Genomic DNA, 19045 nt, shown 5'->3' with positions numbered 1-19045 from the left:
TCATTCATACCATACCCCCCCACCCTATATCGAAGGCAAATGGGATGTCCGTTCCGGGCATGCGTTCGGCCTCAGTCGACGAGCTCGGACAGGGGCCGGCGGACGGCGTCCTTGTCGTCGAACGTGATCCCGAACCGAATGATCATCTGAGGGGACTCGCCCGAGCAGAGCTCGTCCTTGAGGAACTCGCGCAGGTGGCGCATCTCCAGCACCTGCGTGTGGAAGGCCGCGCTGACGCCGTGGGCCGAGGCCCGCAGCAGCACCCGCTGCAACGCCTGACCGGCGGCGATCCAGTCCTCGCGGCTGTCGCCCGAGGTGGTCAGCAGGGCGACCACCCCGGTCGCCGCCGACTTGCTCTGGTCGGCCTCGCTGCCCCACTCGTGCCGCCAGGCGTAGTCACGCTGCGCGAACCTCGGCTCCGTCGGCGCCGCCTCGCGCGGGTAGCCCCCGGCCGGCACGCCGTCACCACGGCCGCTGCCCGGCGGGCGCGCCCAGCGGATCACCTCCAGGCTGAAGCGCCGGTCCTGCGCCTGCACCCCCTGGGCGGCCCGGGTGAGCGCCGCGATGACCTCGATCGCCTCGGGTACGACGACCGGCGTCAGCCTGGCCCCCTCGCTCCTGGCCTCGCCGACCAGCGCCTCGATCAGCCGCTCCGGGACGGGCAGGTCGGTGAACCCCGCCCGGTGGGTGCGCCGCCGCTCGAACTCGCCGCCGAGCAGCCGCGTGTGCTCGTCGGCCTCCATCGGGGTCCCGACGCCCACGGTCGCCACCAGCGACGGGCGATCGGGGTCCGGCAACACCCGCGCGATGGGCTCGAAACCCGCGCACCGCAGGGCCGTACGGATGTTGAACAGGGCGGCGCCGCAGCCGATCAGCAGCTCCCGCCCGGAGCTGTCCTCCACGCGCAGCTTGCGGTCGGTGTCGGCGCGCAGACTGACGACGTCGCCGGACACGGAGAAGGACCAGGGTTGCGTGTTGTGCACGGACGGCGCCCAGCGGCCGGCCTCCAGCGCCGCCCTGATCGCGTCTTCCCGCTGCTCTGGCGTTCGAGTGGTCATCGCGCACCCTCCAACCGGTGTCCACTCCAGCTCATCACGGCCCGCGGGATACGGTGAGGGCCGAAGGTCCCGTCCGGCTAGGGACCGTCGGCCTTCACCCAACCGGCCCTCACCCAATCGGACTCCCCTCAGAATGCTCCCGTCAGACGGCGGCGGAAGATCCAGTACGTCCAGCCCTGGTAGAGCAGCACCAGAGGCGTGAAGATGGCCGCGACCCAGGTCATCACCGTCAGCGTGTACGGACTGGAGGCGGCGTTGATCACGGTCAGGCTGTTGGCCGGGTCGAGCGCGGGCATCACGTTCGGCCACAGGCTGGTGAACAGAGTGGCCGTGACCGCGACGATGGCGACGGCGCTGGCGGTGAACGCCCAGCCGTCACGGCCGATCAGGGTGGCGACCAGGGTGCCGGCGAGGCCCGCGACGGCCAGTGCCAGGGCCACCCAGGAGACGGCCCCGGACCGGACGATGAGCAGGAACGCCAGCCCCACGAGGATGGTGACCGGGGCGAGCAGCCGGGCGGCCCGGACGGCCCGCGCCCGCAGGTCGCCGGTGGTGCGCAGGGCGAGGAAGACGGCGCCGTGCTGGGTGAACAGCAGCAGCGTGGCCACACCGCCGAGCAGGGCGACCGGGTTGAGCAGGGTGAACAGGGTCCCGGTGTACTCGTGGCCGGCGTCGAGCGGCACGCCGCGCACGATGTTGGCGAACGCGACGCCCCACAGCAGCGCTGGGCCCAGCGAACCCCAGAAGAAGGCCCGGTCCCAGCCCTTGGTGCTGTCGCTCTTGTTGCGGTACTCCAGGGCCACGCCGCGCATGATCAACGCCAGCAGGATGAGGAACAGGGGCAGGTAGAAACCGCTGAACAGAGTGGCGTACCACTCGGGGAAGGCGGCGAAGGTCGCGCCGCCGGCCACCAGCAGCCACACCTCGTTGCCGTCCCAGACCGGCCCGATCGACCGCACGATGGTGCGCCGGTCGGTCTCGTCGCGTCCCAGGAAGGGCAGCAGGATGCCGACCCCGAAGTCGAAGCCCTCAAGGACGAAGTAGCCGGTCCACAGCACGGCTATGAGTACGAACCAGACGGTGGTGAGTTCCATGACCGGGAGTCCTTAGTAGCTGAGGGCGGGGACGGCGGAGTCGGGCTCCTGCTCCTCCTGCGGCCCGATGCGGATGAACTTGAGCAGCAGCCGCACCTCGATGAAGGCGAGCACGGCGTAGACGAGGGTGAAGCCGACCAACGTGATGGCCACCTCGGTGACGTCCACGCCGGGTGAGACGGCGGCGGCGGTCCGCATCAGGCCGAACACGGTCCACGGCTGGCGGCCCATCTCGGTGAAGATCCAGCCGAGGGTGTTGGCCAGGAACGGCAGGCCGATGCCCACGATGGCCAGCCGGTAGGGCCACCGGCTCGCGGGCAGCCTGCCGCGCCTGGTCAGCCAGAGCCCGGCCAGCGCCGCCAGCGCGGCCAGCATCCCGAACCCGATCATCAGCCGGAACGACCAGTAGGCCAGTCCGACGATCGGCCGGTAGTCGCCCGGGCCGTAGAGCGCCTCGTAGCGGGCCTGGATGTCGTTGATGCCCTCGACCTTGCCGTCCAGGGTGTTGGTGGACAGCAGGCTCAGGCCGTACGGGATCTGCAGGTTGACGTGGTTGCGGCCGTTCTCGACGTCGCCGATGGCGAACAGCGAGAAGCCGGCCGAGGTCTCGTCCTCCCACAGGGCCTCGGCGGCGGCCATCTTCATCGGCTGCTGCTCGGTCATGATCTGGGCCTGCCAGTGGCCCGAGAAGGAGACGCCGATCGCGGCGATCAGGCTGACCACCATGGCCATCCGGGCGGAGACGCGGAACATGTCCACCTCGCGCTTGCGCAGCAGGAACCAGGCGCTGACACCGAGCACGAACGCGCCGGCCGTCATGAACGCGCCGAAGATCACGTGCGGGAAGGTGACCAGCGTGGTGGAGTTGGTGAGCACGGCCCAGATGTCGGTCAGCTCGGCCCGGCCGTTGTTGATCCGGTAGCCGACCGGGTGCTGCATCCAGGAGTTCGCGGCCAGGATGAAGTAGGCGGACAGGTTGGTGCCGATCGCGGCGATCCAGATCGTCGCCAGGTGCAGCCGGGGCGAGAGCCGGTCCCAGCCGAAGATCCACAGTCCGATGAAGGTGGATTCGAGGAAAAAGGCCATCAGCCCTTCCATCGCCAGCGGGGCGCCGAACACGTCACCGACGAAGCGGGAGTAGTCACTCCAGTTCATCCCGAACTGGAACTCCTGCACGATGCCGGTGACCACGCCCATCGCGAAGTTGATCAGGAAGAGCTTGCCGAAGAACTTGGTCAGCCGCAGATACTCGGGCTTCCGCGTACGGTGCCAGGCGGTCTGCAGCCCGGCCACGAGGATCGACAACCCGATCGTCAGGGGTACGAACAGAAAGTGGTAGACGGTCGTGATGCCGAACTGCCACCGCGAAAGGTCCAGAACATCCATGATGAGCAGGGTCGTGCACGCCCCCTCTCCGCCCGTAGGGCCGGCAGACCCCATCCTGATGGGACCTTGGTCCTTCCTTTCCCTTCGTTTGCACCCGCTCTGACCTGTGACGCGGTCCGCACGGGGGCGGTCGCCGGCTCTCCGCCCGCCGTCAGGCAGGGACCTTTGGCACCGACCCGAGGGCCCTCCGGCACTCCCGGCACAATGGGACCTACGCGAGCGTCTGGGTAGGAGGTGTGTCATGTCTACCCCACTCGCCACAGAGCTGGGCGTCCGGCGGTTGCTGGTCGCCGCCGGGCACGCGCCGTCGGTGCTCAACACCCAGCCCTGGCGCTTCGACATCGTCCGTCACGAGTTCGTCGAGCTGTTCGCCGACCCCGACCGGCGGTTGCGGGTGAGCGACCCTCGGGGGCGCTCACTGCACGTCAGCTGCGGCGCGGCCCTGTTCAACCTGCGGCTCGCGGTGCGGGCGGCCGGGCAGCGCCCGGTGGTCTGGCTGCTGCCCGGCCCGGACGAGGAGCCCGATCTGCTGGCAGCCGTGCGGATGACCGACGCCCGCCCGTCGTCGGGCGAGCAGCGCGAGTTGTACGACCTCATCTGGGAGCGGCGCACCAACCGCGAGCCCTACGACTCGCGTCCGGTGCCGTCGTCGGTCATCGCCGACCTGCGCATCGCCGCCTCCCGCGAAGGCGCCAACCTGCTGCCCCTCGACCGGCGCGGCGCGACCGACATCATGGACTACGCCGCGATCGCCGAGGAGGAGCTGTCCGCCGACCACGACTACCAGGCCGAGCTGGCCGCGTGGACGATGCCGGGAGCGCGTTACGACGGCGTCCCCTCCTACGTGCACGGGCCGCGCCCCACGGGTGAGCCGGCTCCCGTGCGCGACTTCGGACGGCACACCACGCGCGCCCGGTTCGAGGAGCGTCCCCAGCTCGCCGTGCTCACCACGCCGGGCGACCGGCCGATCGACTGGCTGCGGGCCGGGCAGGCGCTGCAACGGGTGCTGCTGGTCGCGACCAGGCACGGGCTGTCGACGTCCTTCCTCAACCAGCCCCTGGACCTGCGCGACATGCGCCAGCGCCGGGACCCGCGCCACCGGCGCGGACACCCTCAGATGATCATTAGGCTCGGTTACGGCCCTTACGTGGCCCGCAGTCCGCGCCGCCCCGCCACCGAACTGGAGAGTTCGCATGTTTGACGGCTACGATGTCCTGCTGCGTGATGGCGGCATCGCCCATGTGCGCCCCCTGACCCCCGCCGACCGCCCCGCTCTGCACGAGCTGGTCGATCGCTCGTCGGAGCGCTCGGCCTACCTGCGGTTCTTCACCGGCGGCCGCAACACCGCCCACTCCTACATGGACCGGCTCACCAGCCCGGCCTATCAGGGCCACGCGATGGTGGCCACCATGCGGGACCGGCTGGTCGCCATCGCCGAGTACATCCCGATCAACGAGGGCGCCGCCGACCTGGCGATCCTGCTCGACGACGCCGTGCACGGCCACGGACTGGGCACGCTGCTGCTGGAGCACGTCGCGCTCGACGCGGCCGCCAACGGCGTCCGCGAGCTGATCGCCGACGTACTGGCCGAGAACCAGACGATGATCCGGGTGCTGCAGAACCTCGGGCTGGACATACGGCGCAGTTTCGACGGCGGCTCGATGCACATCAGCATCGACGCGGAACCGACGCCGGAGCTGTGGGCGGGCATCGAGGCCCGCGACCACGAGGCCGAGCGCGCCTCGCTGGCCCGGGTGCTGGCCCCCCGGTCGGTCGCCGTGATCGGGGCCGGCCGCGACCCCCGGAGCGTCGGCCACCGGGTGCTGCGCAACCTCATCGACGGCGGCTTCACCGGCGACCTCTATCCGATCAACCCCAACGCCGACACGCTTGCGGGACTGGCCTGCCTGCCGAACGTGGGCGCGATCACCACGGGCGTGGACCTGGCGGTCGTGGCGGTGCCCGCCAGGCACGTGCTGCAGGTGGCCCGCGAGTGCGCCGAGGCCGGGGTGTCCGGGCTGGTCGTGCTGACCTCCGGGTTCGCCGAGGCCGGGTTGCGCGACGTGGAGACCGATTTGCTGCGGATCTGCCGCACCGCCGGGATGCGCCTGGTCGGGCCCAACTGCCTGGGCGTCGTGAGCACCCCCGCCCGGCTCAACGCCAGCTTCCTGCCGCACGCTCCGGCCCCGGGCCGGGTCGCGCTCATGTCGCAGTCGGGCGCCGTCGGCGCCGCGCTGCTGGAGCGGCTGAACGTCTCGTCGTTCGTGTCCGTCGGCAACAAGGCCGACGTGAGCGGCAACGACCTGCTGGAGTACTGGGAGGACGACGACGACACCGACGTGATCGCGCTCTACCTGGAGTCGTTCGGCAACCCGCGCAAGTTCGCCCGCATCGCCCGGCGCGTCTCCTCGAAGAAGCCGATCCTGCTGGTCAAGAGCGGCCGGTCGGGCGCCGGTGACCGGGCGGTCCGCTCCCACACCGCGGCCGCCGCCAGCCCCGACGTCGCCGTGGACGCGCTCGTCCGCGCCTCGGGGGTGCTGCGGCTCGACAGCGTGCACGACCTCATCGACACCGCCCGCCTGCTCGCCACGCAGCCGCTCCCCCAGGGCCGCCGCGTCGCGATCGTCGGCAACTCGGGCGGTCCCGAGGCGATGGCCGCCGACGCCTGTGAGCTGCACGGGCTCATCGTCCCCGAGCTGCCCGCCGGGCTGATCGAGGCCGGCGAGTCGGCCGCCCTGGGCAACCCGGTCGACCTGACCGCCGACGCGCCGGCCAGTCAGATCGGCGCGGCGATCGAGGCCCTGGGCAAGCTTCCCGACATCGACGCGATCCTGGTCGTCTACACGCCGCCGTTCGGCTCCGGGCTGGAGGAGACCCGCCGGGCCATCGCCGCCGCCACCGAGCACACCGGCAAGACCGTGCTGGCCTGCATCGTGGGCCACGACGGGCTGATCGACGACCGCATCCCCAGCTACGCCTTCCCCGAGCAGGCCGTCGAGACGCTGGCCAACGCGGTCCACTACGCCGAGTGGCGGGCCCGCCCGGCCGAGACGGCGGAGGCCCGGCCGCAGGTCGACGAGCGCGCGGGACGGGAGATCGTGCGAGCCGAGCTGGACGCCCACCCCACCGGCGGCTGGCTGTCCCCGGCCGACGCCACGGCCCTGCTCGGCCACTACGGGCTGAACCTGGTGCCCACCGTGGACGTGGACGGCCCCGAGGCCGCCGCCGAGGCCGCCGCCAAGGTCGGGCTGCCCGTCGTGCTGAAGGCGACAGGCCCGGTGCACAAGAGCGACGTGGGCGGCGTACGGCTCGATCTGCGGAGCGTGGAGGAGGTACGGCAGGCCTACGCGGACATGTACGCGCGGATCGGCCCGGAGATGACCGGCGGCATCGTGCAGCCCATGCTGCCCAAGGGCGTCGAGATCATCGTCGGCGGGGTCAACTACCCGTCGTTCGGGCCGCTGGTCATGGTCGGGATGGGCGGCGTGACGGCCGAGTTGCTGGCCGACCAGTCCTTCCGGGTGCCGCCGCTCAGCCGGGCCACGGCCGTCGAGATGATCGACGAGCTGCGCTGCGCGCCCCTCCTGCACGGCTACCGGGGCACGCAGCCGGTGGACGTCGAGGCCCTGGCCGAGCAGCTGATCCGCATCGGCCGGCTGCTGGAGGATCTGCCCGAGGTGACCGAGCTCGACCTGAACCCGGTGATCGTCACCCCCGCCGGCGCCACGACGGTGGACGCCCGGATCCGGGTCGCGCCGTCCCGGCCGCAGCCGTCACCGCTGCTGCGCCGCCTGCGCTGACCCGCCGCCCGCTGACCAAGGGCCGGGCGGATTCGGGACTTCCGCCCCTACGGGCGGTCCGCTCCACGAGGTGTGATGGGAGTACCCCAAGGAGGTAGTCATGAGGATGACCGTCAAGGACGTGATGACGACCGAGGTCGCCTCGGTGAGAGGCGACACCCCCTTCAAGGACATCGCCGAGACGCTCATCTCGGGCGGCATCAGCGCCGTGCCCGTGGTGGACGACGACCGCCACGTCATCGGCATGGTGTCGGAGGCCGACCTGCTCCGCAAGGAGGAGTTCAGGGAGCAGTTCTACCGCGAGGGCTACCAGCCGCCGCTGCGCGCCCGGTTGCGCCACCCCAAGGGCAGGCAGAAGGCCGCGGGCGACACCGCCGCCGAGCTGATGAGCTCGCCCGCGATCAGCGTCTCCCCCGAGGCGTCCGCGGTCTCGGCCGCCCGCCTGATGGACTCCCGCGACGTCAAGCGGCTGGCCGTCGTCGACCCCGACGGCAGGCTGGTCGGCATCGTCAGCCGCCGCGACCTGGTCAAGTTGTTCCTGCGCGGCGACGAGGACATCGCCGCCGAGGTGCGGGACGACATCCTGGAGCGGGCCCTGTGGGTCGACACCTCCCACGTCACCGTCGAGGTCCACCAGGGCGTGGTGACGCTGAGCGGCTGGATGGACCGCCGCAGCGAGGCAGGCATCGCGGCGCGGATGACCCAGCGCGTCAACGGCGTGGTCGACGTGATCGACAACCTGACCTGGAAGCAGGACGACTCGAAGTGGGAGGGCAGTTAGTCATGCTCGTCCGCGAGGTCATGAGCAGTCCGGTCGTCACGGTCCTGCGCACCGACCCGGTGCGCAGGGCCATCCGGGTGCTGCACCGTCACGACATCACCGCGGCTCCCGTGGTCGACGCCGAGGGACGGCTGGCCGGCGTGGTCAGCGAGCTCGACCTGCTGCGCGGTGAGTTCGAGCCCGACCCCCGGGCCTCGGCGCGTCCCGTCGAGACGTCCGCCGAGCCCCCACCGCGCCACGTGGCGGAGGTCATGACCGGCGAGGTGGTCACCGTGACCGAGACGACGGACGTCACCCTCGCCATCGACCTCATGATCGGCAAGCGGATCAAGAGCCTGCCGGTCCTCAGGGGCGAGGAGATCGTCGGGATGGTCAGCCGCCGCGACCTGATGGCGATGCTGGCCCGCCCCGACGAGGAGCTGTGCCAGGCCGTGCGCGACGCGCTCAGCGAGCAGTACCCCTTCGGCCCGAGCTGGGACGTCGCCGTCCACGACGGTGTGGCCGAGCTGAGCGGGCCACCCCACCGGCACGCCGACCGCATCGCCGACGTGCTCGCCCGCACCGTGCCCGGCATCGTCCGGGTCAGGCATCTGAGGTGAGTCCCGCCGGGGACGACGGCGTGGCCAGTCTGGCGGCGGCGATCGCGGCCTGGCCGTAGCTGACGCCGCCGTCGCCGACGGGCACCCGCTCGCCGATGTACGGCTCGAAGCCGGCCAGGGTCAGCCGGGTGAGCACGTCGGCGGCCAGCAGCCGGTTCTGGAACACCTCGCCCGACAGGCAGACCGTGGTGACGTCGTGCTCGGCGGCTGCCCGCTCGCACATCAGCACCGTGACGGCCGCGATCGTGGCGTGGAAGGCGGCGGCGATCCGCCCGGCCGGCTCGCCGTCGGCCCTGGCCTCCAGCAGGTCGCGCAGCGTGGCCACGGCGTCGTACACCCACAGCCCGTCACGCCGCGCCAGCCGCCAGGCCAGCGGCTCCACGCGGGGACAGCCGGTGGCGGCCTGCTCCAGCCGCTCCGCCGCGTCCCCCTCGGACCCGGCGGCCGGGCAGAGCCCGAGCAGCGCGGCGGCCGCGTCGAACAGGCTGCCCGCGCCGGAGGTGACCGGGCCGCCCCGGGCGATCACCTGGCGGATGCCGGCCACCGGGGGGAATCCGGGAAGATCGGCGGCGAGACCCATGGGGATGGGCTGATCGGTGGTCTCGCCGCCGACGAGGTAGCCGAGGGCCATGCGGGCGGGCCTGCGTACGGCCGCGGCCCCGCCGGGCATCGGAGCTTGGGAGAAGCGGCCGAGCCGCTGATAGCCGGTGTAGGTGGCCAGCAGTAGTTCGCCGCCCCAGAAGGTGCCGTCGTCGCCCAGACCGAGCCCGTCGTAGGCGATCCCGAGAAAGGGGGCCGGCAGGCCGTGCTCGGCGGCCACCGCCGCGACGTGCGCGTGGTGGTGCTGCACGGCCACGCGGCTCGGCCAGCGGCTCGCCATCCGTGAGGCGAGGCAGCCGGGGTCCAGGTCGTGCGCGGCGTGCACGGGCTCGACGCCGTGCAGTCCGCGCAGCCGGTCGAGCTCCGCCTCGTACGCCTCAAGGGCGCGGGCGTCGGTGAGGTCGCCGAGGTGCGGGCCGAGGACGGCCCGCTCGCCGTACGCCAGCGTGAACGTGCCGCCCCGCTCCGCGCCCAGGGCCAGCAGGGGAAGCCGGGCGGCGACGGGCAGCGGCAGCGGCGCGTCCGCCAGGCCGCGAGCGCGGCGGATCACCGTGGAACGCGCCCCGAGGGAGCGGACCACCGAGTCGTCGCGGCGGCCCACCAGCGGCCGGTCGTGCGTGAGGACCCCGTCCACGCCGAGCTCGACGGCCTCCTCCGCGCCGGCGGGGTCGTCCGCCGTGACCACCACGAGGGGGCGGCGGAGGCCGTCCAGCAGCAGGTGGTGCAGCGGCGTGCCGGGCAGGAGCAGCCCGACGCCGGCGGTCCCGGCGCAGACGGCGGCGGACAGCACGGCGTGCCGCGCGCGCCGGACCTGCACGATCGGGGCCGCGGGGTCGCACAGCAGGCGGCGGTCGGCGTCCGTCAGGTAGCCCAGGGCGCCGGCGCAGGTCACGTCGCGGACCATGACGGGCAGCGGTTCCGTCGCGCGTCCGGTGATCTCGCGGAAGCGGGCCACGGCCCCGTCGTCGATCGCGTCGCAGACGAGCTGGAAGCCGCCGGGGCCCTTGACCGCGATCACCCCGCCGCCCGCGACGATCTCGACCGCGGTCCGGAGTGCCTGATCTCCGGTGACGCCGAGGAAACGCAGCCGGGGGCCGCACGACGGGCACGCGGTCGACTCGGCGTGGAACCGCCGTCCGGCCGGGTCGTCGTACTCGGCGGCGCAGGCCGCGCACATCGGGAAGTGGCGCATGACCGTGCGGGCCCGCGCGTACGGCAGGCCCTCGGCGATCGCCGCGCGCGGACCGCACGACGCGCAGTCGATGAACGCGTACCGGTATCTGCGGTTGACCGGGTCGAACAGCTCGCGCAGGCAGTCGTCGCAGGTCGCCCGGTCGGCGGGGAGCTCCTGCGGCGGGTACGGCGCCTGCCGGTCCGCCGGCCCGGTCACCAGGTGCTGGACGTACGGCCGGACCCGCGCGGGAGCGTGCTCCTCGACAGCCATGAGACGGGCCTAGAGCACCGGCGGGACAACGAGGAGGTCTTCCCTCTCGTAGGTCAGCTCGTTGACCACGTCCACCACGCCCTCGACGCGGCGGATCACCTCGATCAGCGCGATGACCTGCGAGTTCCAGCTGACCCGGCCACCGATGGTCACGATGCCCTTGTCGATGTCGATCGTGAACGCGTCACGCTGAGGGAGCAGCGCCCGGATGTCCGCCTCCAGCTCGGTCGCCGGACGGAGGAAGACCCGCAGCACGTCACGCTGGTGCAGGGTGCCGATGATGCGCCCGGTGACGGGATCGATCACAGGCAGCTGCTTGACGCGCTTGTCATGCATCAGCCGGGCCGCGTCGCGGACGGGGGTCCCAGGGGTGATGGTGATCGCCGGGGAGGTCATGAGCTGGGTCGCCGTGACGCCCGCGGCCTTCTGGTGCTCCTGCCGCTGCCTGCGCGACTCGAACATGGAGACACTGTGCCGTACGGGATCTGCCTCCTTGAGCAGCAGATCGTCCTCGGAGACCACCCCCACCGGCCGCCGATCGGCGTCGATCACGGTGACCGCGCCCACCGCGTAACGCTTCATCGCCGACACGATGTCGGCGAACGACGCGTCCTGGAGCACGGCGATGGCCACGCGTCCCATGACGTCCTTGACTTCGATTGCCATCGTGCTCACCTCCTCTTCATCTTTCACGATGCCGTGGGCCCGGCGGTCGCGGCACTGGCGAACGTCCCACGTCCGTGGGCCCAAGGTCCCGCCTCGGCGCTCATCTGTAGAGGGCGTCGTCGATCGAGAAGCGGAGGAACTCGCCCTCGGCCCACCGCTCCATGTCCGGCCACCAGCCGACCCGCAGCGACTCGGGCAACGTGAACCCGTCGAAGGTGATCTCACCCTCGCACCGCGCCCCGAACGGGTGCTCGCGGTATCTCTCCTGGTCAGGGTTGCCCCAGCGCTGCAGGGTGACGGCCGTCAGCCTGCCGCTCGGGGCGACGTCGAGCGTCACCTCGTGCTCCTCGTCACCGACCGGCAGGCAGGCGATCACCCGGCGGTCGTCGACCGGTTTCCAGCGGATCCGCGGATCGAGCGCCACGGCCGGCGCCAGCACGAACTCGCTGGCCAACCGCCCGGCCGCGCTCCTGGTGATGTCCTCGCCGGTGCCCGACATGACCGGGATCGTGTTCATCAGCCGCCAGCGCATCTCTCCGGCGCCGCACAGGTAGCGGTCGAAACCTTGCACGTTCAGCAGTCCCACGTACGCGGTGGCCGTCCAGACGAAGCCCACCATCGGCAGCAGCGCCTGCGTGGCGTGGAAGGTGCGCCAGCCGCCCAGCCGGATCGTGCCGTGCGTCTCCAGCACGACGGCCCGCAGCAACGGCGTGCCGGGCGCGATGGCGTGCAGCAGCCAGCGCCGCGCGGGTTCCGGCAGCAGGCCGGCCCGCGCCGGGTCGAACGGCTCGGGATCCTCGGTCGCCGCCTGCAGCAGCTGCCAGTCGCGGCGGGCCTCATAGGACAGGTACGGCGGAGCGACGACGACGCTCATGACGGCCTCCGGGGAGCTCGGATCACGGCCACCGGGCAGTGCACCCGGTGGATCACGCCGTGCGTGACCGAGCCGAGCACGGCGGAGGCGAACCCGCCCAGCCCGTGCGGCCCGATCACGATCAGATCGGCGGTCCGGGAGGCGGCGGCCAGGATGGGCACCGGGTGCCCCCGGACGATCGACTCGACGAGCTCGACCCCCGGGTACTTCTCGCGCCACGGCGCCAGCCGTTGCCGGATCTCGGTCTCCACGTCGGCGAACGCCCCGGCGAGCAGCGGCCCGTAGCCGGCTCCCTGCGGAGCGAGCGACGGGTAGCGCTCGGCGTAGACCACGAGCACCCGCGCGCCTATGGCGGCGGCCTGCTTCAGGGCGTACTCAAGGGCGGCGTCCGCGTCGTCGGACCCGTCGTAGGCGGCCACGACCTCGCCGTTCCCGGCGTGCGCGGGGGCCCGCACGATGACGAGCGGGTTGTGGGCGTGCCCGGCCAGGTGCAGTCCGACGGAGCCCAGCACGAGCCCGGCGAACCCGCCGAGGCCCCTGTTGCCGACCACCAGGGTGTCGGCGGTCTCCGACTCGGTCAGCAGCCGTTGGGTCACCGCGCCGGTGAGGTGAGCGGTGGTCACGTTGAGGCCGGGGGCCCGGGTGCGCGCCCGCGCTTCACTGGCGGCGAGCAGCCGGGCCTCCTGCTCGGACCGGGTGTGCTCCTCGTGGGCCTTGGTGAAGGGGCGCTCGCTCTTCCAGGGCTCACGCACGTGCACGATCCGCAGGGGCCGGCCGCGGCGTGCCGCGTCGTCGATCGCCCAGTCGAGCGCGGCCTTCGCCGACTCCGAACCGTCGACCCCGACCACGATGGGCCTGCTCATCGCCGTTCGCCTCCTGTCGCGAGGAGCGCGGGCGAATGACGCCCTCGCTCGGCCACGTTTCAGTGCCCGGCGGTCATCCACCGACCGTCAATGGGGACAAAATGCCCAAATTACTGGAAACTGAACATAGAGGGTCGATTCCGGGCGACGCGAGGAGCGGAAACCCCGCTTCCAGCGGGATCCCCGTGTCTCACTTCAGCGCGGGGGTGAGCGGCCGGACAGTGCCATTGGTCCTCACGGGCGGTGACGTTCGCCGCTATCCGCGGGCGTGCCGCCGGGCGACGATGAGTTCGTCCAGCTCTCTGGGAGGTGAGCCGATCATGATCGGTGGCCGCATGATCATGGAGTCGCCGGTGTTCGACACCGAGCTGACGGCGCTGAAGAGGCGGGTGAGCGACCTGGAGGAAGAGGTCCGCACGCTGACCGCCGCCAACCTCGCCCTCGTCCGGGCGGTGGAGAACATCCGGGCCCTGGGAAACGTCCGAGCCCTGGAGAACGCCGGGAGCCTGAAGAACACCGGGCCCTTGGAGAACGCGCGGGGCGATCTCGCGCCCACTATCTGAAGGCGACGAGCCTTCGCCGGCCCACCGCGGAATCCAGTGACCCAAGGGGGAGCCATGCAGGTCAAACAGTGGACGGTGCAGATCTACATCAGCGAGGACGACGGCGACGAGCGGACCCTGGCCCGCGCGGTGCTGTCGGCGCAGGGCACCAGGTGGCACGAGAGCGTCGGCGTCGCCCGGCGCAACCCCGGCGACCGCCCGGTGCCGGAGATCGGCGACGAGCTCGCCGCCGGGCGCGCGCTGATGGACCTGGCCGACAAACTCATCATCGACGCCGCCGAGGACGTGGCCCGGATCGGCGGCCCGGCCGAGTCCCGCTGATCAGGCCAGGGGCGATCACGCCCAACACCGATCAGGCCAGGGGCGGGCACGCTCAAAGCCGATCAGGCCAGGGGCGGGCACGCTCAACACCGATCAAGCCGGGGGTGGCACGCCCCAAAGCCGATCAGGCCGGGTCAGGCGCGCTCAACCGGTCACGATGCGGCGTCCCGTCACGTGGGCCGGCGTGATCCGGAGATAACGCCGGCGATCGCCGCCCGCCCACGGCTCCACCTCGGCGGACGCCGCCGCGGCCAGCTCGTCGTCGGTGACGTGGTGCAACGAGCCCCGGACGAGCACACTCCAGCCGGTGCGCGTGAACTCGTCGAACCGGTCCACCTCGAACGCCACCTGGTACTCCACTCCCTTGAGCCCGGTGCGGAGGTCCTCGTCGGTCGCGCCGCCCGCGACGGTGCGGATGGCGATCGCCCCGTCGTACACCCGGTAGTTGACCGGAAGCACCGTGGGGCCGAAGCGGCCGTAGTAGCCGATCCGCCCGATCCCGCCCGGCGAGATCAGCCGCAGGCACTCCTCCGGATCGAGCTTCACCAGCTCCGGCCTGGGCGGCTTCGCGCCCTGCTCCTCGGCCAGCGTCTCCAGTGCCCGCGCCAGTTTGGCGGCCAGCTCGGGCTCTTCCATACACTCGACGTGCGCGACCGGGACGCCCGCCCGCTCCGCCAGGGCCTCCCGCGTCAGGCCCAGCGCCGCCCGCCGCTCCGCGATCCCAGGCCCGAGCCCTCCGGCGGTGAATCCGTTGTCCGACATCTGGCACTCCATCTCCGCGGCACGACGACACTCCCGTGGCCCACGTTAGTAGCCGGTTCCGCCCGGCCGCTCCACCACCCGCCGACGCCGGGCAGGATGAGGCACCGTCCGGATCCGCCGCTGGACGCCCGGAAGCGGGCAGGTTCGGCCTGCCCGCTTCCGCCGCCTACCTGAGCCGGCCGTCGGAGCGGCCCGCCAGCGCCCGTTCGATGGCGGCCAGCCGCTCGGCGACGGACCGGCTGTGCAGCAGATCGGCCACCTGGTCGGCTTCGCCGCCGTCCAGGTCGATCGCCTTCGCCGGGCGGTCGGGGTCGGCGGCGTCAGGGGTGGAGTCGTAGACGAGCAGGGTGCGCCGTCCGTCGTGGTGATGGACGACGGAGAGCACGTGCCCTTCCTGGGTGTGGACGTGATGGACGACTCCGATGCCGGGGGCGGTGGAGTGGGTGATGTCCATATGGGTTGACCTCCAATCGATGTCGTGGGCCGGGTCCGGACTCACATGAAGTAGCGCAGGTAGACGTAGATCCAGGCCATCACCGAGCTGAGAATCGTGACGATGATTCCGTACTTGGTGAACTGCCAGAACGAGATGCGGTGACCGGCCCGGGCGGCGATGCCGATGGCCACCACGTTGGCGCTGGCGGCGACCGCGGTGCCGTTGCCGCCGAAGTCGGCGCCCAGGGCGAAGGACCACCACAGCGCCTGCCCGGTGACCGGGTCCGGAGCCTGGGCCACCAGTCCTTCGACGATCGGCGCCATCGTGGCGGCGTACGGGATGTTGTCGAAGAAGGCGCCCAGCACGGCCGAGCCGAACAGCAGCGAGGTGGCGGCGCCGAAGAAGTTGTCGCCGACCGCGTTCACGGCCCAGTCGCCCACCGTGGAGATGACCCCGGTGTTCACCAGCCCGGCGACCATGACGAACAGGCCCACGAAGAACACCAGCGTCGGCCACTCGACCTCGCTCAAGCTATCCGAGACCTCGACGCGCGACACGAGGATCATCACTCCGGCGCCGACCAGGGCGACGATCGACGGCTCGACGTGCACCACGGAGTGCAGTCCGAACCCGACGATGACCAGGGCCAGCACGACCAGGCAGCGCACGAGCAGGCGCGGGTCGGTGATCGCGCGCTTCTCCTGCAGCGCCATCACCTCGGCCACGCGGTCCGGGTTGTAGCGGAACGACTTGCGGAACATCACCCGCGTCAGCAACACGAACACCACGAAGACCACGACGACGATCGGCGTCATGTGGATGAGGAAGTCGTTGAACGTCAGCCCGGCCCGGCTACCGATGATGATGTTGGGCGGGTCGCCGATCAGGGTGGCGGCGCCGCCGATGTTCGACGCGAGGACCTCGGCGATCAGGTACGGCTGCGCCGGCACGTCAAGTCGTTCACAGACGACGATCGTCACCGGCGCGACCAGCATGATCGTGGTGACGTTGTCCAGGAACGGTGAGGCGACGGCGGTGATGATCATCAGCATCACCATCAGCCGGTACGGCCGCCCTTTGGACTTCTTCGCGGCCCAGATCGCCAGATAGTCGAAGACACCCGTCTGTTTGATGATCCCGACGATGATCATCATGCCGAGCAGCAGGAAGATGACGTTCCAGTCGATGCCCTCGTGCTCCGAGTAGAACACGTCCGCACCGGGCGCCAGCCCGAGGACGAGCATGGCCCCGGCGGCGATGAGCACCACTTTGACCTTGTTCACTTTTTCGGTGGCGATGAAGAAGAACGCCACCGCGAAAATGGCCAGCGAGATGATCGCGCTCATCGGCCACGCCCCGGCGGGCCGGTACGCACCTTGGCGAGAACAGGCATCGTGGAACGGACACAGGAACCGGACACTTCTCGCATCAAGGAATGCCGCAAGGGCATCGCCAGACGATATTCAGACACAGTCAGACCTCCGTACGGTGGGCGTCTCAATCCGGGCTGAAACTTCAACCGGCCCGGGCGGTTCAGGCACAGGCCTCGGATGGGCACGCCGACGCAGCCGCGCGGCGGCCGATCACGTAGGAAAAAAGTTCTCGGGGGCCTTCAGTCGTCAAGGTCCGGCAGGGCCAGGCTCGTCAGCAGCCGGTCCAGGGTGATCGCCCCGGCCAGCACTCCGGTCCGGTCCACCACGGCGACCAGAGGGCTGCGCAGGCGGGCCATCAGGGCCGCGACCTCCAGCAGCGTCGCCTCCGGTTTCACCGTGACCGGGGCGACCTGCTGGCGTGGCAGACAGTTGCCCACGGTGAGGTTGCCCAGCGCCTGCCAGAACAGGTCGGCGTGGGCCTCGTCGATGGTCCTGGCCAGCGCCGGGTCCTCCTGGAACGCGCCGGGCACCGCCATCCGCAGCACCTGGGTGCCGGGCAGCACCATCCGGGGCCGGCCCTTGTCGTCGACGACGATCAACCCGGGCAGACCGCCCATCGCCATCACCCGCACCGCTTTGGCGACCGGGTCGTGCACAGTCACCGTCGGGAGTTGTACGGCGATATCGCGTGCCTGCATGACACCTTCTTTCGAGGCTCGATCGGGTTTCGGTCGGGACTGTGCCTTCTCATGCGTGGTCATTTCGCCCCCCGGCCGGACGGCACGTGCCGCACGGGTAGTTCTCGGCCCAGCGGATCAGGTCGGCCCTGACCGGGATCTCGACGCGGGAGAGCTCGACCAGGCTCACTTCGATGCCCCAGTCGGCGGTCCGGCGACTGATCCTCGCGGCCAGGTCCCGCGCGTCGCCGTCGTCGGGTATGGACAGCTCCGCCAGGTCTCGTTCGGCGACGTACCGGCGGATCTCGGTCTCGGCGGCGGCGCTGGTGGCGGCGGCGGAGGTGTCGTCGGCGACCGCGTAGGCGACGGGGTCGCTCACCGACGCGACGGCGACCCCGTTGACCGTGACCCTCACCTGGTCCCTGGTGGTGGCTTCCACCCACAGCAGGTCCACGTGCATGGGCCGCATCGGGATCGGCACGGCGCGGGCGACGCCCGTCGGCACCACGACGACACCCGGGCCTTTGATCCCCGCGAAGCGGCCGAGCCGGAAGACGGCGAGCCGCTCTCCGGCGGGGACGACGCGGACCCAGGAGACGGCCAGGACGGCGAGCAGCAGAACGAGCACGATGACCCACGTGATCGGATCACCGGGGATGGCGTACGCGTGCGCCGGGAGCGGCGTCCACGCGCCGTTCAGAGGCACGGCCATTGACGTCTCCCTCCCGCGGTCCTGGCTGTGTGTGCCTCCAGTCTGGTCAAAGCGGGAGGATCCCACCATTGGGCCTGACACCCATCTAGGCGGGGGTGAACCATGTAAAAACGCCAGGTGAGAGCGCTCGACGGTGATGTGCGTCACCGAATCGGGCCGCGCGGGAGATCATCGGTCACCGCGACGGGCCTCGGGGACGACCGGGGGCCCTGTGCCCGGCCGGGGCACGTCTCGCGCTCCGGCCGCCGTCAGATATCCCAAGAGCGTACGTCCCCGCGAGCGGCCGCGGCCCCGGACGCACCCGGAATCTTCAAATTGCGCGTTCGCGCCCTTCAGGCCGCCGCGACGGCCCGGACCACCGAGCCGCGGATCTCCACCGGGTTCCTGATCAGGTTGAGAATGGGGCACACCTGTTCGACCTCCGCGTGACGCAACTGCCCAGCACGCCCGCCTGCAGCTCGGGCGAGCCGGGGCCCAGGCTGTATCCGGCCAGGTCGGGGCCGCTGTCGCTGAGGATCGTCCACATGCTGAGACGTCACTCGCGCGTAGTCAGCCGGCGGGAAGGCCGTGGCCGCCCCCGACGATGTGGCGGCCCGCTGGGCCACCCCTTGCCTATTTATTAAGTAGCCGCTTATAGTACTGACTAGTTCCGGAACTTGGAGGTTCGCATGGACGCGCTCAGCACGGTCTTCGCGGCCCTCGCCGACCCGACGCGGCGCGCGATCCTCGCCCGCCTCCTCGACGGCGACGCGTCGGTCACGGAGCTCGCCGAACCGTTCTCCATGACGCCGCGGGCCGTGTCCAAGCACATCGCCGTCCTGGAGTCCGCGGGTCTGATCACCCGGGGCCGCGACGCACAGCGACGGCCCAGCCGGATCCGCGTGCAGCCCCTCGTCGACGTCGACGCGTGGCTCGACTCCTACCGGCAGGTCTGGCAGGACCGCTTCGACCGGCTCGACGAGCGGCTCACCCGGCCGCGCGAAGACGACTCCCCCATCAGCACGTCTCCCACCAGCGAAAGGAGAGCCTGGTGACT

At 71.2% G+C, this 19045-nt stretch carries 19 protein-coding genes; 7 read left to right on the top strand and 12 right to left on the bottom strand.

What is annotated here, in order from left to right; translation table 11 throughout:
* Positions 1-71: 71 nt before the first annotated feature.
* From AB0I38_RS08540 to AB0I38_RS08530, 3 genes are all read right to left on the bottom strand, one after another.
* Entirely contained in the window at positions 72-1058 is a 987-nt protein-coding gene (locus tag AB0I38_RS08540; protein ID WP_358464073.1) for an Acg family FMN-binding oxidoreductase, read from the bottom strand.
* A gap of 128 nt (positions 1059-1186) precedes the next feature.
* A complete protein-coding gene (gene cydB / locus AB0I38_RS08535) occupies positions 1187-2152 on the bottom strand; it encodes a cytochrome d ubiquinol oxidase subunit II (protein WP_358464070.1) in 966 nt (321 codons plus the stop codon).
* Positions 2153-2164: 12 nt separating this feature from the next.
* Positions 2165-3538, bottom strand: a complete 1374-nt coding sequence (locus tag AB0I38_RS08530) for a cytochrome ubiquinol oxidase subunit I (RefSeq protein WP_358464067.1) — start codon at positions 3536-3538, stop codon at positions 2165-2167.
* A gap of 241 nt (positions 3539-3779) precedes the next feature.
* On the opposite strand from AB0I38_RS08530, the gene AB0I38_RS08525 reads away from it, so the two are divergent.
* The 4 genes from AB0I38_RS08525 to AB0I38_RS08510 all read left to right on the top strand — a co-directional run bounded on the left by AB0I38_RS08525 (position 3780) and on the right by AB0I38_RS08510 (position 8718).
* Entirely contained in the window at positions 3780-4739 is a 960-nt protein-coding gene (locus tag AB0I38_RS08525) for an Acg family FMN-binding oxidoreductase (protein WP_358464064.1), read from the top strand.
* Positions 4732-7338, top strand: a complete 2607-nt coding sequence (locus tag AB0I38_RS08520; protein ID WP_358464060.1) for a bifunctional acetate--CoA ligase family protein/GNAT family N-acetyltransferase — start codon at positions 4732-4734, stop codon at positions 7336-7338. The genes AB0I38_RS08525 and AB0I38_RS08520 overlap by 8 nt, the downstream gene beginning before the upstream one ends.
* A 100-nt stretch (positions 7339-7438) precedes the next feature.
* Positions 7439-8119 carry a CBS domain-containing protein gene (locus AB0I38_RS08515; protein ID WP_358464057.1) on the top strand — a complete coding sequence of 227 codons (681 nt, stop codon included), beginning with the start codon at positions 7439-7441 and terminating at the stop codon, positions 8117-8119.
* A complete protein-coding gene (locus AB0I38_RS08510) occupies positions 8104-8718 on the top strand; it encodes a CBS domain-containing protein (protein WP_358464054.1) in 615 nt (204 codons plus the stop codon). Before AB0I38_RS08515 ends, AB0I38_RS08510 begins: the two co-directional genes overlap by 16 nt.
* Here AB0I38_RS08510 and hypF read toward each other — a convergent pair.
* The 4 genes from hypF to AB0I38_RS08490 form a co-directional block, all read right to left on the bottom strand.
* Positions 8702-10762, bottom strand: a complete 2061-nt coding sequence (gene hypF, locus AB0I38_RS08505; protein WP_358464051.1) for a carbamoyltransferase HypF — start codon at positions 10760-10762, stop codon at positions 8702-8704. The two genes, AB0I38_RS08510 and hypF, sit on opposite strands and share 17 nt — an antisense overlap.
* Positions 10763-10771: 9 nt before the next feature.
* Positions 10772-11428 carry a CBS domain-containing protein gene (locus AB0I38_RS08500; protein ID WP_358464048.1) on the bottom strand — a complete coding sequence of 219 codons (657 nt, stop codon included), beginning with the start codon at positions 11426-11428 and terminating at the stop codon, positions 10772-10774.
* Between the two features lie 100 nt (positions 11429-11528).
* Positions 11529-12302: a DUF6544 family protein gene (locus AB0I38_RS08495; RefSeq protein ID WP_358464045.1), complete on the bottom strand. Its 774-nt coding sequence runs from the start codon at positions 12300-12302 to the stop codon at positions 11529-11531.
* The gene (locus AB0I38_RS08490; protein WP_358464042.1) at positions 12299-13165 is read right to left on the bottom strand and encodes a universal stress protein; all 867 of its coding nucleotides are present in this window, start codon (positions 13163-13165) and stop codon (positions 12299-12301) included. Before AB0I38_RS08490 ends, AB0I38_RS08495 begins: the two co-directional genes overlap by 4 nt.
* A gap of 320 nt (positions 13166-13485) precedes the next feature.
* On the opposite strand from AB0I38_RS08490, the gene AB0I38_RS08485 reads away from it, so the two are divergent.
* Together AB0I38_RS08485 and AB0I38_RS08480 are read left to right on the top strand one after the other, a co-directional pair.
* Entirely contained in the window at positions 13486-13728 is a 243-nt protein-coding gene (locus AB0I38_RS08485) for a hypothetical protein (RefSeq protein ID WP_358464039.1), read from the top strand.
* A 54-nt stretch (positions 13729-13782) separates the two neighbouring features.
* On the top strand, positions 13783-14049 hold the full coding sequence (locus AB0I38_RS08480) for a DUF1876 domain-containing protein (protein WP_358464036.1): 267 nt from the start codon (positions 13783-13785) through the stop codon (positions 14047-14049).
* Positions 14050-14193: 144 nt separating this feature from the next.
* Here the strand turns inward: AB0I38_RS08480 and AB0I38_RS08475 are convergent, their stop codons facing one another.
* The 5 genes from AB0I38_RS08475 to AB0I38_RS08455 all read right to left on the bottom strand — a co-directional run bounded on the left by AB0I38_RS08475 (position 14194) and on the right by AB0I38_RS08455 (position 18009).
* Positions 14194-14811 (bottom strand): pyridoxamine 5'-phosphate oxidase family protein, encoded by a 618-nt coding sequence (locus tag AB0I38_RS08475; RefSeq protein WP_358464034.1) that lies wholly within the window; start codon positions 14809-14811, stop codon positions 14194-14196.
* Between the two features lie 166 nt (positions 14812-14977).
* Positions 14978-15265, bottom strand: coding sequence for a hypothetical protein (locus AB0I38_RS08470; RefSeq protein ID WP_358464031.1), 288 nt, complete (start codon positions 15263-15265; stop codon positions 14978-14980).
* Between the two features lie 41 nt (positions 15266-15306).
* Positions 15307-16593: an ArsB/NhaD family transporter gene (locus AB0I38_RS08465; RefSeq protein ID WP_358464028.1), complete on the bottom strand. Its 1287-nt coding sequence runs from the start codon at positions 16591-16593 to the stop codon at positions 15307-15309.
* 266 nt (positions 16594-16859) lie between these two features.
* Positions 16860-17318: a CBS domain-containing protein gene (locus tag AB0I38_RS08460; protein ID WP_358464025.1), complete on the bottom strand. Its 459-nt coding sequence runs from the start codon at positions 17316-17318 to the stop codon at positions 16860-16862.
* Between the two features lie 49 nt (positions 17319-17367).
* Positions 17368-18009 (bottom strand): SPFH domain-containing protein, encoded by a 642-nt coding sequence (locus AB0I38_RS08455; protein ID WP_358464022.1) that lies wholly within the window; start codon positions 18007-18009, stop codon positions 17368-17370.
* 668 nt (positions 18010-18677) lie between these two features.
* On the opposite strand from AB0I38_RS08455, the gene AB0I38_RS08450 reads away from it, so the two are divergent.
* Positions 18678-19043: an ArsR/SmtB family transcription factor gene (locus tag AB0I38_RS08450; RefSeq protein ID WP_358464020.1), complete on the top strand. Its 366-nt coding sequence runs from the start codon at positions 18678-18680 to the stop codon at positions 19041-19043.
* Positions 19044-19045 lie beyond the last annotated feature (2 nt).

The sequence above is a fragment of the Nonomuraea cavernae genome (genome assembly GCF_040655715.1).
Taxonomy (GTDB): Bacteria; Actinomycetota; Actinomycetes; order Streptosporangiales; family Streptosporangiaceae; genus Nonomuraea; species Nonomuraea cavernae_A.
Note: the sequence above shows the minus strand (reverse complement) of the source record. Positions and strands in the feature narration are given on the sequence as shown.

Bases quoted from the DNA above. Each gene is read 5' to 3' on its own strand.
- AB0I38_RS08465 (WP_358464028.1), bottom strand. From the start codon at position 16,593: ATGAGCGCGATCATCTCGCTGGCCATTTTCGCGGTGGCGTTCTTCTTC.
- AB0I38_RS08485 (WP_358464039.1), top strand. From the start codon at position 13,486: ATGATCGGTGGCCGCATGATCATGGAGTCGCCGGTGTTCGACACCGAG.
- AB0I38_RS08520 (WP_358464060.1), top strand. From the start codon at position 4,732: ATGTTTGACGGCTACGATGTCCTGCTGCGTGATGGCGGCATCGCCCAT.
- cydB (WP_358464070.1), bottom strand. From the start codon at position 2,152: ATGGAACTCACCACCGTCTGGTTCGTACTCATAGCCGTGCTGTGGACC.
- AB0I38_RS08515 (WP_358464057.1), top strand. From the start codon at position 7,439: ATGAGGATGACCGTCAAGGACGTGATGACGACCGAGGTCGCCTCGGTG.
- AB0I38_RS08495 (WP_358464045.1), bottom strand. From the start codon at position 12,302: ATGAGCGTCGTCGTCGCTCCGCCGTACCTGTCCTATGAGGCCCGCCGC.
- AB0I38_RS08480 (WP_358464036.1), top strand. From the start codon at position 13,783: ATGCAGGTCAAACAGTGGACGGTGCAGATCTACATCAGCGAGGACGAC.
- hypF (WP_358464051.1), bottom strand. From the start codon at position 10,762: ATGGCTGTCGAGGAGCACGCTCCCGCGCGGGTCCGGCCGTACGTCCAG.
- AB0I38_RS08460 (WP_358464025.1), bottom strand. From the start codon at position 17,318: ATGCAGGCACGCGATATCGCCGTACAACTCCCGACGGTGACTGTGCAC.
- AB0I38_RS08470 (WP_358464031.1), bottom strand. From the start codon at position 15,265: ATGGACATCACCCACTCCACCGCCCCCGGCATCGGAGTCGTCCATCAC.
- AB0I38_RS08450 (WP_358464020.1), top strand. From the start codon at position 18,678: ATGGACGCGCTCAGCACGGTCTTCGCGGCCCTCGCCGACCCGACGCGG.
- AB0I38_RS08455 (WP_358464022.1), bottom strand. From the start codon at position 18,009: ATGGCCGTGCCTCTGAACGGCGCGTGGACGCCGCTCCCGGCGCACGCG.
- AB0I38_RS08475 (WP_358464034.1), bottom strand. From the start codon at position 14,811: ATGTCGGACAACGGATTCACCGCCGGAGGGCTCGGGCCTGGGATCGCG.
- AB0I38_RS08490 (WP_358464042.1), bottom strand. From the start codon at position 13,165: ATGAGCAGGCCCATCGTGGTCGGGGTCGACGGTTCGGAGTCGGCGAAG.
- AB0I38_RS08500 (WP_358464048.1), bottom strand. From the start codon at position 11,428: ATGGCAATCGAAGTCAAGGACGTCATGGGACGCGTGGCCATCGCCGTG.
- AB0I38_RS08540 (WP_358464073.1), bottom strand. From the start codon at position 1,058: ATGACCACTCGAACGCCAGAGCAGCGGGAAGACGCGATCAGGGCGGCG.
- AB0I38_RS08525 (WP_358464064.1), top strand. From the start codon at position 3,780: ATGTCTACCCCACTCGCCACAGAGCTGGGCGTCCGGCGGTTGCTGGTC.
- AB0I38_RS08530 (WP_358464067.1), bottom strand. From the start codon at position 3,538: ATGGATGTTCTGGACCTTTCGCGGTGGCAGTTCGGCATCACGACCGTC.